This is a genomic window from Pseudomonas asplenii, from assembly GCF_001293465.1.
Classification (GTDB): domain Bacteria; phylum Pseudomonadota; class Gammaproteobacteria; order Pseudomonadales; family Pseudomonadaceae; genus Aquipseudomonas; species Aquipseudomonas fuscovaginae_B.
Map to the genome: position 1 here is coordinate 229931 of NZ_JSYZ01000007.1, position 14347 is coordinate 244277.

General features: G+C 64.0%; 14 protein-coding genes. 3 read left to right on the forward strand and 11 right to left on the reverse strand.

Annotated elements, in window-relative coordinates:
- Entirely contained in the window at positions 1–219 is a 219-nt protein-coding gene (locus tag PF66_RS10735; RefSeq protein WP_054060282.1) for a hypothetical protein, read from the reverse strand.
- A 182-nt stretch (positions 220–401) separates the two neighbouring features.
- Here PF66_RS10735 and PF66_RS10740 point away from each other — a divergent pair, with 182 nt between their 5' ends.
- A complete protein-coding gene (locus PF66_RS10740; protein WP_054062658.1) occupies positions 402–1970 on the forward strand; it encodes a sensor domain-containing diguanylate cyclase in 1569 nt (522 codons plus the stop codon).
- 101 nt (positions 1971–2071) lie between these two features.
- Positions 2072–3220, forward strand: coding sequence for a MalY/PatB family protein (locus PF66_RS10745; protein ID WP_054060280.1), 1149 nt, complete (start codon positions 2072–2074; stop codon positions 3218–3220).
- Between the two features lie 124 nt (positions 3221–3344).
- Here the strand turns inward: PF66_RS10745 and PF66_RS10750 are convergent, their stop codons facing one another.
- The 10 genes from PF66_RS10750 to PF66_RS10795 form a co-directional block, all read right to left on the reverse strand.
- The gene (locus PF66_RS10750) at positions 3345–3998 is read right to left on the reverse strand and encodes an iron-containing redox enzyme family protein (RefSeq protein WP_054060279.1); all 654 of its coding nucleotides are present in this window, start codon (positions 3996–3998) and stop codon (positions 3345–3347) included.
- Positions 3999–4048: 50 nt separating this feature from the next.
- The gene (locus tag PF66_RS10755; protein WP_054060278.1) at positions 4049–4447 is read right to left on the reverse strand and encodes a nuclear transport factor 2 family protein; all 399 of its coding nucleotides are present in this window, start codon (positions 4445–4447) and stop codon (positions 4049–4051) included.
- 38 nt (positions 4448–4485) lie between these two features.
- Complete coding sequence (locus tag PF66_RS10760; protein WP_239688074.1) at positions 4486–5262, reverse strand: N-acyl amino acid synthase FeeM domain-containing protein; 777 nt, start codon at positions 5260–5262, stop codon at positions 4486–4488.
- A 319-nt stretch (positions 5263–5581) separates the two neighbouring features.
- Entirely contained in the window at positions 5582–6019 is a 438-nt protein-coding gene (locus PF66_RS10765; RefSeq protein WP_054062659.1) for an HIT family protein, read from the reverse strand.
- Between the two features lie 325 nt (positions 6020–6344).
- The gene (locus PF66_RS10770) at positions 6345–6551 is read right to left on the reverse strand and encodes a hypothetical protein (RefSeq protein WP_054060276.1); all 207 of its coding nucleotides are present in this window, start codon (positions 6549–6551) and stop codon (positions 6345–6347) included.
- A gap of 132 nt (positions 6552–6683) precedes the next feature.
- A complete protein-coding gene (locus tag PF66_RS10775) occupies positions 6684–7526 on the reverse strand; it encodes an alpha/beta fold hydrolase (RefSeq protein WP_054062660.1) in 843 nt (280 codons plus the stop codon).
- Between the two features lie 36 nt (positions 7527–7562).
- Entirely contained in the window at positions 7563–9206 is a 1644-nt protein-coding gene (locus tag PF66_RS10780) for an ABC transporter ATP-binding protein (protein WP_054062661.1), read from the reverse strand.
- Positions 9203–10051 (reverse strand): ABC transporter permease, encoded by an 849-nt coding sequence (locus PF66_RS10785; protein WP_054062662.1) that lies wholly within the window; start codon positions 10049–10051, stop codon positions 9203–9205. Before PF66_RS10785 ends, PF66_RS10780 begins: the two co-directional genes overlap by 4 nt.
- The gene (locus PF66_RS10790; protein WP_054062663.1) at positions 10051–11040 is read right to left on the reverse strand and encodes an ABC transporter permease; all 990 of its coding nucleotides are present in this window, start codon (positions 11038–11040) and stop codon (positions 10051–10053) included. Before PF66_RS10790 ends, PF66_RS10785 begins: the two co-directional genes overlap by 1 nt.
- Positions 11037–12647: an ABC transporter substrate-binding protein gene (locus PF66_RS10795; protein WP_054062664.1), complete on the reverse strand. Its 1611-nt coding sequence runs from the start codon at positions 12645–12647 to the stop codon at positions 11037–11039. The genes PF66_RS10790 and PF66_RS10795 overlap by 4 nt, the downstream gene beginning before the upstream one ends.
- A 313-nt stretch (positions 12648–12960) precedes the next feature.
- Between PF66_RS10795 and PF66_RS10800 the strand changes: the two genes are divergently transcribed.
- Positions 12961–14313, forward strand: a complete 1353-nt coding sequence (locus PF66_RS10800) for a tetratricopeptide repeat protein (protein WP_054062665.1) — start codon at positions 12961–12963, stop codon at positions 14311–14313.
- The last annotated feature ends 34 nt before the right edge of the window (positions 14314–14347 follow it).

Here is a 14347-nt window from a genome sequence, read left to right on the forward strand (position 1 = left end):
TCAGAGAAACAGATACACCGCCAGCAACACCAGCGAAACCACCAGGATGGCTTCCCCGAACAGTTCGAGGGAGCCCTCCCGCTCCGGGCCATACTCCCAACTCACACTGGGCTGGCGCATGGCCCAGCGCCGCTGCGGCCGCCTGTCGAAATGTCCCAGTGCCCAGATGGCTGCCCCGATGGCGCCGAACTCGAGGGCGATGATCAGGAAAAGTGTCATACCGCTGTCCTTTTCAGGTCGGATAATCAAGACATTAGGGCGTCGTCGAGAAAAAACGTTCGTCGTGGAACGGCATTTTTTTACTCGCCGGCCTGATGTCCTTTCGTCCTGCAGCCCGCACTGTTCTATCATTACCCCCAGGCTCCATCGGCCAACGATTTCGCCATTCTCATAAGAAACTCATGCCACGTATCGACCTGCGCCGACTGATCCTGTTGCTCTCGCTTGCCGTTGTCACCCTGACCGCCGGCAACCTGTTCTTCGCCAGTTACCAGACCCAGCGCAACTTCCTGATGGCCCAGACCCTGGAAGCCAACCGCATCTACGCCGTGAAGCTGGCCAGCTCCACCGATGACTTCCTCAAGTCGACCCAGCAGCAACTGGCCCTGAGCGCCAACCTGCTGCCGGAGATCTGGGACCAGCCGGACCGACTGTGGCAGGAGGCGCGCCGCTTGCGCCGCCAGACCAACAGCTTCAATTCGGTGGTGGTCATTCGCGCCGACGACCGGATCATCGCCTCCTCGCCACTGTCGATGCACCTGACCGGAACCCTTTCCGTCAGCGAAGGAACCCGCCAGGCCAGCGCCTCGCGCCAGCCCTATATCTCGACCCCGTATGTGGGCAACAACAACCACCTGATGATCCAGATCTCCCATCCGATCTTCGACGGCAAGGGCAATTACCTGGGTTACCTCGGCGCCGGGATCTACCTCAACGAACCGAACATCCTGCATTCGCTGCTGGGCGAGCACTACTACCGCGACGGCTCCTATCTCTACGTGGTCGATACCCAGGGCCGGCTGATCTACCACCAGGACCCCACACGGATTGGCGAGGTGATCAAGGGCAATCCGGCGATCGACGCGGTCATCACCGGACAGACCGGCAGCCGGCGGCTGACCAACTCCAAGGGTATCGACATGCTCACCGGCTATGCGCCGGTGCCCCGTATCGGCTGGGGAGTGATCAGCCAGCGGCCCACCGACATCACCCTCGAAGGCCTGCAGCGACTGATGCTGGAGGTTGCCGGTTACGCCGTGCCGCTGTCGCTGCTGTCGTTGCTGGCCATCTGGTGGCTGACTTCACTGATCACCAAGCCGCTCTGGCAGCTGGCCAATTCGACCGAGCACTGGGGCTCCTCGAGCGCCGCGCAATCGGTGAGCAAGGTCAGGGCCTGGTACTACGAGGCGGCGCAATTGAAAAACGCCATGCAGAAGGCGCTGCTGTCCCTGCACCAGCAACTGGGCCGGCTCAACCTGGAGAACGTCACCGACTCGCTCACCGGCCTGACCAACCGGCGCGGCCTGCAACTGATCCTCGAGGACTGGGAAAACCACCGCCAACCGTTTTCGGTGCTGGCCCTGGATATCGATCACTTCAAGCAGGTCAACGACAACTACGGGCACAGTGCCGGTGATCTGGTGCTGCAGCACGTGGCCCAGCAGATGCGCCGACACTCGCGCGAAAGCGACGTGCTCTGCCGCCAGGGCGGCGAGGAATTCCTCATGCTGCTGCCCGGTATACCGCTGAACCAGGCGCTTCAGGTCGGCGAACGGCTGCGTGCGGCCATGGCCTACACCGAAAGCCCGAACGGCATCCCGGTCACGGTGTCCCTCGGCGTCACCGACTGGCCGCGGGACGGCGAGACCGTCGCCCAGGCCCTCAAGGAAGCCGACCTGGCCCTGTACCGGGCCAAGGGCAAGGGGCGCAATCGTGTCGAAGCAGTGCCGCCGGCCACCACGACCGGGTAGACTGGCCTACACGTGACAGACAACGGGCCAGCCAGCGCCCGCCTCTGCAGATTCCGAACACCCGACGACTTCGGGGACTTCCCGCGAGACTTTCCGCCAGCATGACTTTCAACTTCGACACCCTGCTCGACCGCCGCAACACCGGTAGCACCAAGTGGAGCCGTTATCCCGCCGATGTCCTGCCCATGTGGGTGGCGGACATGGACCTGCCGGTGGCGAACGAGATCACCCAGGCCCTGCACAAGCGCCTGGAACACCCGCAACTGGGTTACAGCGTGGCCCAGGATGCCCTGCGCGAAGCCATCGTCGTCGACCTGTGGAACAAGTACGCCTGGCGGATCGAGCCTCAGGAACTGGTGTTCCTGCCCGGCGTCGAGCCGGGCTTCAACATGGCCCTGCGCGCCTTCGTGCAACCGGGCCGCAATGTCGTGGTGCAAACCCCGAACTACCGCCCGCTGCGCCTGGCCCCGGGCAACTGGAACCTGCCGAAGGTCGAACTGCCCTTCCAGCGTGACGCCCAGGGCAACTACATCACCCCCATCGCCGCCCTGCGCGACGCACTGCAGGACGGCGGTGCGCTGTTGCTGAGCAACCCGCACAACCCACTGGGCAAGGTCTTCCCCCGCGAGGAACTGCAACAGGTGGCCGAGGCCTGCCTGGAACGCGGAGCCCTGATCATTTCCGACGAGATCCACGCCGATCTCTGCTACGACGGCCGCCGCCATGTGCCGACCGCGTCCCTGAGCCCGGAGATTGCCAAGCGCACCATCACCCTGATGTCGGCGAGCAAGGCCTACAACATCGCCGGCCTGAAGACCGCGTACGCGATCATCCAGGACCCGGTCGTACGCGAGCGTTTCAACGCCGCCCGTGGCGGCATGGTCGACAGCGTCAACGCCCTTGGCCTGGAAGCCACGCTGACCGCCTACCGCGAATGCGGGCCATGGCTGAAGGGGTTGGTGGACTATCTGCAGGGTAACCGCGACTACCTGCAGCACGCGGTGGAAACTCGCCTGCCCGGCGTCGTCCTGCAGCCGGCCCAGGGCACCTACCTGGCCTGGCTCGATTGCAGTGCACTGGGGTTGGAAGATCCGTACCAGTTCTTCCTCGACAAGGCCAGGGTCGGCCTGAGCGCCGGCGTCGAATTCGCCGACGAGGCCCGGCAGTTCGTCCGCCTGAACTTCGGCTGCCCGCGGGCGTTGCTGGAAGAAGGGATCAGCCGGATGGAGAACAGCCTGCGCCAGCGCTGAAAGCCCAGGCTGACGCAAGACCTGTAGGAGCCGGCATGCTGGCGATCCGCCGCAGGCGACCATTCAATGAGAATGCTGTTGCCTGGGCTACTGCTATCGCCAGGCCGGCTCCTACGGCGCGGGATCAGAATTCGTCGGCAACCGACTCAAGGATCTTGCCCATCAGGTACACGGTGGTACGCGCCACCTGCTTCACCGCTTCCTTCTCTTCATCGGTGACCACCCAACGGTCGATTGCCGCGTTGACCTCCTCGGAGTGCTTGGCATCGATGATCGCGTGGGCGACGAAGAAGGTCATCTGCTTGTCGGTCAGCTTGAGGCTGTTCTTGCAGATGTCCATCATCGGCTCGAGGTGCTCGTAGGAGTCCTCGGCCCAGAAGCTGTAGCCCAGGCGCGGGATGATGCCACGGCAGACCGAGACGTAGTCCAGGTAGCCGTAGAAGGCCTCGGTGGCCGGCAGCATCGGTTTTTCGAACTCGGCCGGGTCCACGCCGATGGCGATCAGGTCGTTATAGGCCATGTTTTCATGGCCCAGTTCTTCCAGCGCATGCTTCATGGCGAAACGCAGCAGGCCGACCTTCTTGTGATCCTGGTTCCAGCAGGCCACCGCCTGGTTGATCGCATTGTTCTTGGTGTAGTGATACACCTGCACGATCGACTTGATGTACAGCTCCCGTTGCAACTCGGGACGTTTCATCATCTGGAAGAAACGCCCGGCCTTGATCTTGGCCCATTCGGCGTCGCAGACGGCCTTCAACTCGGTACGAAACTCAGTCATTTCACTCTTTCCCTGTTGGTTCATGAATCGCTTATGACATTTGTTATGGATTACAGACGCAATACGGACTTGATGATGTACATGAACTTCGAGAAGAACCCGAGACCTTCGATCGTGTCCCAGTGCTCCATCAACACTCCATTTTCCACCCGATAGATATCGATCACCTTGTACTTCACGGTAAAGAACCGATGTTTCGCCCAATGGGTGGCATAGAGGAAGACATAGTCACCCTCGGCACAGACTTGCTTGATATGCGTGCCGGACTCCGGGAAAGTCTTGAAGAACTGTGCAAAGTACTTCTTGAAACCTTCACGACGCGGTGGAATGAACACATTGTTGTGCTGTACATAGTCTTCGGCAATCAATGTATCGGCGACCGCCAGTTCACGCTTGGCAAACATGCGTTCATAGAACTCGATAACCACGGCCTTGTTCTGGGCTTCCATCTGAGATCAACCTCATTATTGTCGTTTTATTATGCTTTTCAGACCGCCAGGACCTGGCGGCTGGCACGGGCGGCCAGGGTATGGCGCATCAGTGCATCGATATCGCCGAGATCGGCCGGGCACTGTTCCAGGCCGAAATAGGGGGTCACCGAGGGCAGCAGCTCGCCCTTGTACACCGCGTAGTAGTGGTCGCCGCGTTCCGGGATCTTGAACAGGATGCCGTCCTGGTCGAACACCGAACTCTCGAATTTCGGTGCCAGGCGCGGTTTCACATAGGTGATGAAGGTCCTGTAGCCGCCCAGCAACGCCACCAGCGAGGCGCCGGTCATGGCCAGTGCGGTGACCACGTTGCCGACCGGGGCGTGCTTGTCGACGATCAGGCGTGAAAGCTCGATGCACTCCCGCTCGTAACCGGGGCCGGAGAACTGCACCAGGCGCTGGTGGTCGATGTATTCACCGGACTCATGGGGAAACGGCGTAAACCGCTGGGTACCGATGATTTCACCGTCGTAGTAACAAGCGAACACATAAGAACGGGAGTCGTACTCGTCGAGACAGACGGTTTCATCGACCGCGTCACCGAACAAGGTACGGTAATACACCTTGCGCTGACCATAGAGACGATACCGGGCCCGCGACAACTCGGAAAATTGCTCAGGCGTTACAACTTGCCTGATCTTTACCTTATCGGACTGGCAATGTTCCTGCAGGACCGAATCGTAGAAGGCATGAATCGCCGCACCGGCCGAATCATCTTTCACCAGTTGCATGGGGGTGAACGGCAATACCGCCTTGTTACTTCCGTATGACGACATGAGACGCTCCTTTATTATTATGCTTCGTATTGTTTCTCTCAACCAGACACACGATACAGAACCCATGATTCAACTCATGAGTTCACTTCCTGATACAACGATGCTGCCAAACCCGATGTGCAAGAGACTGAAATTTGGCAAGAGCCAAGGGCCTATTCGCGGGCAAGCCCGGCCCCGACAAGTTCTGCGCCGGATAAAAGTTCCAAATGCACTCTGTGAGCGCCAACTGGCTGGCAATAAACGTTGACGCGCAATAACAGACAGACAACGGCACCTGAACAGCCGACTCCCCAGTCGGCTGCCGCACGCTACCTTTTGTTCAGCGTTGTTCGAGGGCCGAACGAATCAGCTCGGCCCGTTCACCCAGCACCTGCGGGTTGGCCAGGGGAATATCGCCGTGGGCAAGGTCGAAACCGTCGCCGACGAACCGGGCGATCACATGCAGGTGGGCATGACCGACGGTCTGCCCGGCCACCGCACCATCGCACAGCAGCAGGTTGATGCCCTCGCACGGCTGGCCGTCGAGCCGCAGACCACTGTTGCGCAAGGCCGTTGCCACGCGCTGGCCGACCACCATCATGTGGCCCGCGGTTTCCGGAGGAATTTCGCCCAGGCCGCTGGCATGGGCCTTGGGAATGACCAGCACATGACCGGGAGTGATCGGCTGGATGGACAGAAAGGCCAGGCACTGTTCGTCTTCATGGACGATGCTTGCGGGTGCCAGCTTGGCGACGATCGCGCAGAAAATGCAGTTCACGAATTAGCTCCCTCTAATTGTTATGTGCAAACCCATGACACGCTTGTGCTCCGGGCTTGCTAGGCTGAATTCCCTTACAGACCTATACCGCTGATCGAACAACTGGGGGCGAAAATACGCCGAGGTTTGAATGGCTGTACACGCGAGTTTTGAAATTTTTTGTATCCGGCGTCCCCGAAAAGCAGCTAACGCGCTGATTTGTCTTCAGAAAATCGCCCAAAAGCCTATTTCCCGCCCCCACGGCCCAGCCAAAAAAAACCGGAGCCCCTTCGGACTCCGGATTTTTCCTGGGCTCGGCGGCCTCGATTCACCACCGACAAAGGCCTTAAGCCAGTTTTTTCAGGCGCGGCCTGGCCTTGGGAAAATAGGGTCGCCTCAACAACCCTCCCGGTGCCGATTGGCTGGTCCGAGTCGAAGTCTCCTGCACTGGCGCCTCTCCCCCAAACTCGGCGACATAGGGCGTCTGCCCGCAGCGCACCAGGTTGTTGATCGGGAACTCATCGCCATTGTCTTCCATGTACGCCTTTTTCATGGGGCCACTCCTTTCCAAGGTTGATCACCGCCGACTGGCAGTCGGCGCCTCAAAAACCTTCAGCGTAGACCAGCGACGGCGATCCGCAGGCTCTGGCGCAAGGTTCCGACGAATGACCGGTCGGTCACCGAATCAGACCGAATCGAGCCGCTGCCGCAGGCGGCCGAAGGCTTCCAGCACCTGCCGGGGTTTCTCCAGCATCAACTGGTGCCCACAGTCGCGCAGCACCTCGAACCCGGCCTGGGGCAACTGCCGGGCCAGGGCCTCGCCGCCGCTGGCCGGGGTCAGCCCGTCGCTGTCGCCGCAGAGCACCTCGATCGGCAACCTGAGGCTCGCCAGGTGCCCGGCATCCGGCCACTGCACGCCTTCGAGCAGCCCCTTGAACACATACAACCGATTGTTCTCGGTGATCTTCTCCTCGTAGGCCACCAACTGCCGGTCGGCCGCCGGATGCCAGGCACGCTGGCGAAAGCCCTTGGCCAACACCGGCCGGATCAGTTCCAGCACCCAGGCCGGCAACGCCATCAGGCCACCGCGACTCAGCGGCCGGTGCAGTTGCGAGCCCAGCAACAGCGCGCCACTGACCGCCTGCGATTGCAGCAACGCGCTCATCGACAGGCCGGTGCCGAAGGAGTGCGCCACGATCAGGTTGCGCCTGCCGCCGAAACGCCGCAGCAGTTCCAGGTAGTCGGCCACCAGCTCGGCCCAGGCATAGGCCGCTGACCGGCGCGGCTTGTCGCTGGCGCCATGACCGAGCAGGTCCCAGGCCACCAGGCCGTAGCCCTCCTCGCCCAGTGCCTGCCACAGATGGCGCCACTGGTCCTTGTTGCCGCCGGCGCCGTGGCAGAAAAACACCACGGTGTCGGCCTGGGCCTGGCCGGGCTGGTGAGCCACGCTCAAGTGGCGACCCGGGCGGATCTCGAGCAACTCGCCGCGCACCTGCGGCAGATCAACGGAGGAAAAGGCTTCAGCCATGCGCTGTGGGTCCTGTCGGATGGAAAAGGGATGGGTTCACCAGGCGCCCTCGCGACTCTGCGCCGGGCGGGACGCTTCGGCGAGCACCGATGAGGCGCCGAGCAACGCGCGGGTGTAGGTGTGCTGCGGCTCGGCGAACAGCCGCGCCGTCTCGCCCTGCTCGACGATCCGCCCGCCCTGCATCACCGCGATGCGATCACACAGCCGCGCCGCCACCCGCAGGTCGTGGGTGATGAACACGATGCTCAGGCGCAGGCGGCGTTGCAAGTCCTCCAGCAATTCGAGGATCTGCACCTGAATCAGTGCATCCAGCGCCGACACGCATTCGTCGGCGATGAGAATCTTCGGCCGCACCGCCAGCGCCCGGGCGATGCCGATACGCTGGCGCTGGCCGCCGGAAAATTCGTGGGGGTAACGCTCGAAGGCGGTGGGCGGCAGGCCGACCAGTTCCAGCATCTCGCGGGCGCGCTGCTGCGCTTGGCGAGCCGGCACGCCCTGGGCCAGCGGCCCGGTCATGACGATCTGGCCCACGCTCTGGCGCGGATTGAGCGAGGCGAACGGGTCCTGGAAGATCATCTGGATCTCGCCCCGCAACGGCCGCAGGCGGCGCTGGGACAAACCGGCGACCTCCCGCCCCTGCCATTGCAGTTGCCCGCTGTCCGGTTGCAGCAGGCGCACCAGGCAACGCCCGAGGGTCGACTTGCCCGAACCGGACTCGCCGACGAGGCCCAGGGTCTCGCCTTCACGCAGGTACAGATCGACGCCGGCCAGGGCCCGACTGGCGCGCTTGCGCCACCAGCCGCCCTGTCCGGTGTAGGATTTCTCCAGTTGCCGCGCCGCGAGCACCGTCGACACCTGGCTCAGCGGCGGACGCGGCGCCAGCGGGCTGGCCGAGACCGCCGCCAGCAGCCGCCGGGTGTACTCCGCCGCCGGAGCCTGTAGAACCTGGGGCGCACTGCCCTGCTCCACCAGATGGCCCTTTTCCAGCACCAGCACGCGATCGGCAATCGCCTGCACCACGGCAAAGTCATGGGTGATGAACAGCACCGCCATGCCCTTGTCGCGCTGGATCCGTCGCAGCAGTGCGAGGATCTGCGCCTGGGTGGTGACATCCAGCGCCGAGGTCGGCTCGTCGGCGATCAGCAGCGCCGGGTCGAAGGCCAGCGCCATGGCGATCACCACCCGCTGACGCTGGCCGCCGGACAATTCGAAGGGATAGGCGTGGCGCAGGCGTTCCGGGTCCGGCAGGCCGACGTAACCGAGCAGTTCGAGTACTCGCCGACGACGGCTGGCCGCCGCCTTCACACCATGGGCGGCGAGGGTTTCGTCGATCTGCCGGCCGACGCTCAGCAGTGGATTGAGCGCGCTCATCGGTTCCTGGAAAACCATGCTGATATCGCGTCCACGCAACTGGCGCATGCTCGCCTCGTCGAGTCCGGCCAGATCATCGCCGCGCCAGCGGATGCGGCCGCTCTCCAGCGTCAACGACTCGGGCAACATCCGCAGCAGGGCCTTGGCCAGCATCGACTTGCCCGAGCCGGACTCACCGACCACGCAGAGCAGTTCGCCGCGTTCGAGCTGCAGCGACAGGTCGTACAGGGCATGGCTGCGATCGGCACCGGCCGGCAGCGCGATGCGCAGGTGCTCGATGCTCAGCAAGGGATTGTGGCGGTCTGTCATGAGTGGGCTCCTGGTTGCCGCAGCGGCGCGCAGGCCACCCGCAGGCCCTCGCCGACGCGGTTCACCGCCAGCCCGCTGAACAGGATCGCCAGGCCCGGCCACAGGCTCATCCACCAGGCATCGCGCAGCAGGCCGCGGGAGGCGTTGATCATGTAGCCCCAACTCATCGCCTCGGGATCGCCCAGGCCGAGAAAGGCCAGGGCCGCTTCGGTGAGAATCGCGGTGGCCATGACGAAGGTCAGGGTCACCAGCAGCGGTGCCAGGGCATTGGGCAGGATCTGGCGGAAGATAATCGCCGTCGACGACTGCCCGAGCACCCGCGCCGCCTGGACGAATTCGCGCTGGCGCAGGCTGAGGAATTCACTGCGCACCAGGCGCGCCACCGCCGGCCAGGCGACCAGGGCGATGGCCAGGACGATCGAACCCAGGGACGGTTCGAGCACCGCCACCAGGATCACCGCCAGCACCAGTTGCGGCACGATCTGGAAGAACTCGGCGATGCGCATCAGCACAGCGTCGAGCCAGCCCCCGAAGTAGCCGGCCAGGGCACCGACCAGGGCGCCCACCAGCAGGGTCGCCAGGCTGGCCAGCGCCGCCACCGCCAGGGACACCCGCGCGCCATACAGCAGGCCACTGCCGAGGTCGCGACCGAGCATGTCGCTGCCCAGCCAGTGTGCCGGGTCGTGGAACGGTGCGAGCAGCGGCTGGCTGTTCATCTCCCAGGGCTGGCTGTCGGTCAGCCAGGGAGCGGCCAGCGCCAGCAGGCCCAGCACCAGCAGAAACAGCAGCCCGGCCAGTGCGGACGGCTGCGCAAGGAACCGGCGCAGGAACGAATGCCGTTGCATCAGTGTTGCCCTCCGGCGCCGATTCGCGGATCGAGCCAGCGACAGGCCAGGTCGGTCAGCAGGTTGAAACTCACCACCATGATCGAAATCACCAGGAAGCCGCCCATCAATACCCCGTAGTCGCGCTGCGCCAAGGCCTCGTACATCAGCCGACCGATGCCCGGCCAGGAATAGACCACCTCGATCAGCAGGATGCCGCTGGCCAGTTGGCCCAGTTGCAGGCCGGCGAAAGTCACCACCGGCAGCAACGCATTGCGCAGCACGTGGGCCCAGAGAATCCGCCGCGGCGACAGGCCCTTGGCCCGCGCGGTGCGCACGTACTCCTGGCCCAGCGCTTCCAGGGTCGCGGCACGGGTCAGGTGGATGTAGAGGGCCAGGAACAGAAAGCTCAGGGACAGGCATGGCAGCACCAGGTGCTGCAAACGGTCAGCCCACCAGGCCAGACCCTGGTAGTCGGCAGCGACGGTTTCCATGCCGAAGGCCGGCAACCAGTCGAGACTCACCGAGAACAGCAGGATCAGCAGCATCGCCAGCCAGAACGACGGGGTGGCATAGAGCAGCAGCGCGCCCTGGGCAATCAGCCGGTCGAGCCACGGCCGGCGTTCCCGGCTGCACGCTGCAAGCACGCCCAGGGCGATGCCGGCCAGCGATGACAGCAGGAACGCCGAGCCCATCAGTGCCAGGGTCGCCGGCAGCCGCTCGGCGATCAGCGACCAGACCGGCGCCTGGTTGCGATAGGAATAGCCCAGGTCCAGTCGCGCGATATGGCCCAGATAGATCAGCAACTGCTGGGCCACCGGCTTGTCCAGCCCCATGTCCTGACGCAACTGCGCGATGTACCGGGCGTCATCGACCCCGGCTTCGCCGGCCAGCATCAGCGCCGGGTCGCCCGGTGCCAGGCGGATCAGCAGGAAGCTCAGCACCAGCACCCCGAGCACCATCGCCAGCGCCCGCAGCAGCCGCGAGCCAAGGAAGATCAGCCCGCTCATGGTGTCGGTGCATCGAGGTAGACGCTTTCGTCGTCTTCGTTGAGGCTGGTGGCGGTCTGCAGCAGGTTCCTGACCTGGCTATGGTAGAGCGTCGGATAGCGCATCTCGAAGATCGGCAGGATCGGCAGGTCGGTGTTCAGGCGGTTCTCCAGCTCGCTGTAGACCTGGCGACGCTGCTCGCCGTCCGCCGTGTTGGCGACCTTGCTCCACAGCGCATCCGCCTGCGGGCTGCTGTAGCCGCTGACGTTGGCGAACGGCGAGGTCTTGAGGATGTAGTCGGAGCGGTACAGGTAGGCGGTGGTCAGGTACGGATCGCCGACCTGGAAGATGAAGTTGTAGGTCAGGTCGAAATCCCAGTCGCTGACCCGCTGGAACCAGGTGGCCGCGTCCGAGGTGACCACCTGGACCTTGAAGCCCAGCGGCTGCAGAGCCTGCTTGGTGTACTCGGCGGCGCGTTCCCAGGCACCGCCCTTCTCGCCGTTGAGCAGGCGGATGCGCACCGCGCCGACATCGACGCCGGACTCGGCGATCAGCGCCCTGGCTTTCTTCAGGTCATAGCTGTACTGCGGCAGTTGTGGATCGTGATACGGCGAGCTGGAGACGAAGGGTCCCTGGGCCACCTTGCCCGTGCCGAAGAAAATGTTGTCGACAATGAACGGCCGGTTCAGCGCATAGAGAATCGCCTGGCGTACCTTGGGGTTGTCCAGCGGCGGCTTGCGGGTGTTGATCTGCAGGAAGGCCAGCCCGGAGTACAGTTCCCAGCCCTGCTCCGAAGACTGCACGCCGGGCAGGCCGCTCAGGCGCTTGAGGTCGGAGTAGTCGGCATCGCCGCTGCGCAGCACCTGCACGTCGCCACGCTCGAAGGCGGCGGCCCGGGAGGAAGCGTCGGGGATCACGTGGAAGACGATACCGTCCAGGTGCGGCAGGCCCTTTTTCCAGTAGTCGGGGTTTTTGCCCAGCTTGATATAGGCACCTCGTTTCCATTCCTGGAACACGAACGGACCGGTGCCGACCGGCTTGAGGTTATAGGGGTTGTTACGGAAATCGGTGCCTTCGTAGAGGTGCTTGGGCACCACCGGGCGCAGGCCGCTGCCCAGGGACGAGAGCAGCGGTGCGAAAGGCTTCTTCAGGTGGAAGGTCACCTGCAGCGGGCCGCTGGCGTCGATGGAGGCGACGAATTCGGTGAACACCCCGCCGAGGCGCTTGTCCACTTCCGGGTAGAAGGTCCGAAAGCTGAACACCACGTCGTCGGCGGTGAACGGCTGACCATCGTGCCAGCGCACGCCGTCCTGCAGGTCGAAGGTGTAGGTCAGGCCGTCGGCGGAGACAGTCCAACTCCTGGCCAACACCGGTTTGGGTTGCAGGTGGGTGTCGTAGGTCAGCAGGCCCTGGAGGATCTTGCCACTGACATACTGGGTCGAAACATGGGAGACCACGCCATGCATCAGCGATGGCGGTTCCGGCTGGGCCACCAGGTTGAGCACACCGCCATCGCGGGGTTGTGCCTGCACGCTGCCAGCCAGGATCAGCGCACTGGCGGCGAGGCCGAGCAGGGCCCGGCGCAGGGGCCGGGTGCGAGATGAAGGGGTCGGCGAAAAATCAGGCATGGCGGGCTCCGCAGGAAAGATTCGGCAGGCACGGCACAGGGTGTGCGACCGGCCCTTTCGAGGGTTTTAGCAAGGCCTGTGCCAGTGCTTTTGCGCCCGTGTTTGCGCGGTACCGGGTTGCCGCGCAGTGATGAAAAAACCACAACCCGTGCCGGGCACTGTGGAAAAAGCAGCAGCCTCCCCTGTCTCATCGTTGGGAACCGGCTTGCTGGCACCCAAAAACACCAGTCGCGGCTCCCCGAGAAAACCCATTGCCCTGCCCTGGCACAACCCTTGCGACAACTGCGATCTTCGAACCCGCGAGCCTCTTCCCATGTTTCTGGATTACCTGGGCAACCCCATCGATAGCGACCTCTCCACCACCCGACGCGGCATCGACGACTTCATCGGCGGTTTCCTCGGTTATCACCCACGCGCCGAAAACATTCTCGCCGCCGCCGATGCCGACCCGAACTCGCGGCTGGCCAATGCCCTGGCCGGCATCCTGCTGATGTTCAGCGAGTCTCCCGACGGGCCGCGCCTGGCCGAGCGTTATCGCCAGCAGGCCGATGCCGTGCACGTCGCTCACCGCCGTGCCGACCTCTACCTGGCGACCCTCGATGCCTGGATCGCCGACGATCTGGAACGGGTACTGGGCCTGACCGAGCATTTGCTGGACAGCTTCCCCCGCGACCTGTTCGCCGCCAAGCTCAACCAGTACGTGGAATTCAACCGCGGCAACTGGCCGGCGCTGCTGCGCATTGCCCTCAAGGCCCGCGACGCCGCGCCGGAAATCGCCCATAGCCATGGCCTGCTGGCCTTCGCCTATGAACAGTGCCACCTGCTCGATGAAGCCGAGGCCGCCGCCCGCCAGGCCCTGGCGCTGCAGGCCGACGAAGCCTGGGCCCAGCACGCCCTCGCCCACGTGCTGCTGACCCGCGGGCGGATCGAGGAAGGCATCGACTTCCTGGAAAGCGTCAAGCACCACTGGCAAGGCCTCAACTCGTTCATGTACACCCACAACTGGTGGCACCTGGCGCTGTTCTACCTGGCCCGTGGGCAGGATCAGCGAGTGCTGGAAATCTATGATCGACACGTGTGGGGCATCCTCCCGGAATACTCCCAGGACCAGATCGGCGCGGTGTCGCTGCTGGCCCGCCTGGAGCTGGCGGGGGTGGATGTCGGCCAACGCTGGCAGGCCGTGGCGGCCTACCTGCGGGTGCGGGTCGCAGACACGGTGCAGCCGTTTCTCAGCGTGCAGTACCTATATGGCCTGGCGCGCGCCGGGTTGCCCGAGGCGGACCGATTGCTCGAGGCCCTGCGCGAACGCAGCCACAGCGCACCGGCTTTCAGCCGCGACACCTGGGCCCAGGTGACATTACCCCTGGCCGAAGGGTTGCTGGCCCATGCCCGTGGCGACTGGCATACCGCAGCGCTACGCCTGGGCAGCGTGTTGCCGCGCCTCAACGATATCGGCGGCAGCCACGCCCAGCGCGACCTGTTCACCCAGATCGAACTGGATGCACGGCTGCACGCGGGCGATTGGCGAGCGGCGCAGCAGACCCTGGAACTGCGCCGAGGCTACGATGCGCTGGATGTGCCGACCAATCGGCATCTGGTACGGGTGTATGAGGCGCTGGGGTTGCCGTCCGAGGCCAAGCGGGCCAGGGCACGGATCGAACACTGACCGACCGGACGATCATTACAGCAGACGCCGTAAA

Coding starts and splice junctions, on each gene's coding strand:
- PF66_RS10735 (WP_054060282.1), bottom strand. CDS start 219: ATGACACTTTTCCTGATCATCGCCCTCGAGTTCGGCGCCATCGGGGCA.
- PF66_RS10740 (WP_054062658.1), top strand. CDS start 402: ATGCCACGTATCGACCTGCGCCGACTGATCCTGTTGCTCTCGCTTGCC.
- PF66_RS10745 (WP_054060280.1), top strand. CDS start 2,072: ATGACTTTCAACTTCGACACCCTGCTCGACCGCCGCAACACCGGTAGC.
- PF66_RS10750 (WP_054060279.1), bottom strand. CDS start 3,998: ATGACTGAGTTTCGTACCGAGTTGAAGGCCGTCTGCGACGCCGAATGG.
- PF66_RS10755 (WP_054060278.1), bottom strand. CDS start 4,447: ATGGAAGCCCAGAACAAGGCCGTGGTTATCGAGTTCTATGAACGCATG.
- PF66_RS10760 (WP_239688074.1), bottom strand. CDS start 5,262: ATGTCGTCATACGGAAGTAACAAGGCGGTATTGCCGTTCACCCCCATG.
- PF66_RS10770 (WP_054060276.1), bottom strand. CDS start 6,551: ATGAAAAAGGCGTACATGGAAGACAATGGCGATGAGTTCCCGATCAAC.
- PF66_RS10775 (WP_054062660.1), bottom strand. CDS start 7,526: ATGGCTGAAGCCTTTTCCTCCGTTGATCTGCCGCAGGTGCGCGGCGAG.
- PF66_RS10780 (WP_054062661.1), bottom strand. CDS start 9,206: ATGACAGACCGCCACAATCCCTTGCTGAGCATCGAGCACCTGCGCATC.
- PF66_RS10785 (WP_054062662.1), bottom strand. CDS start 10,051: ATGCAACGGCATTCGTTCCTGCGCCGGTTCCTTGCGCAGCCGTCCGCA.
- PF66_RS10790 (WP_054062663.1), bottom strand. CDS start 11,040: ATGAGCGGGCTGATCTTCCTTGGCTCGCGGCTGCTGCGGGCGCTGGCG.
- PF66_RS10795 (WP_054062664.1), bottom strand. CDS start 12,647: ATGCCTGATTTTTCGCCGACCCCTTCATCTCGCACCCGGCCCCTGCGC.
- PF66_RS10800 (WP_054062665.1), top strand. CDS start 12,961: ATGTTTCTGGATTACCTGGGCAACCCCATCGATAGCGACCTCTCCACC.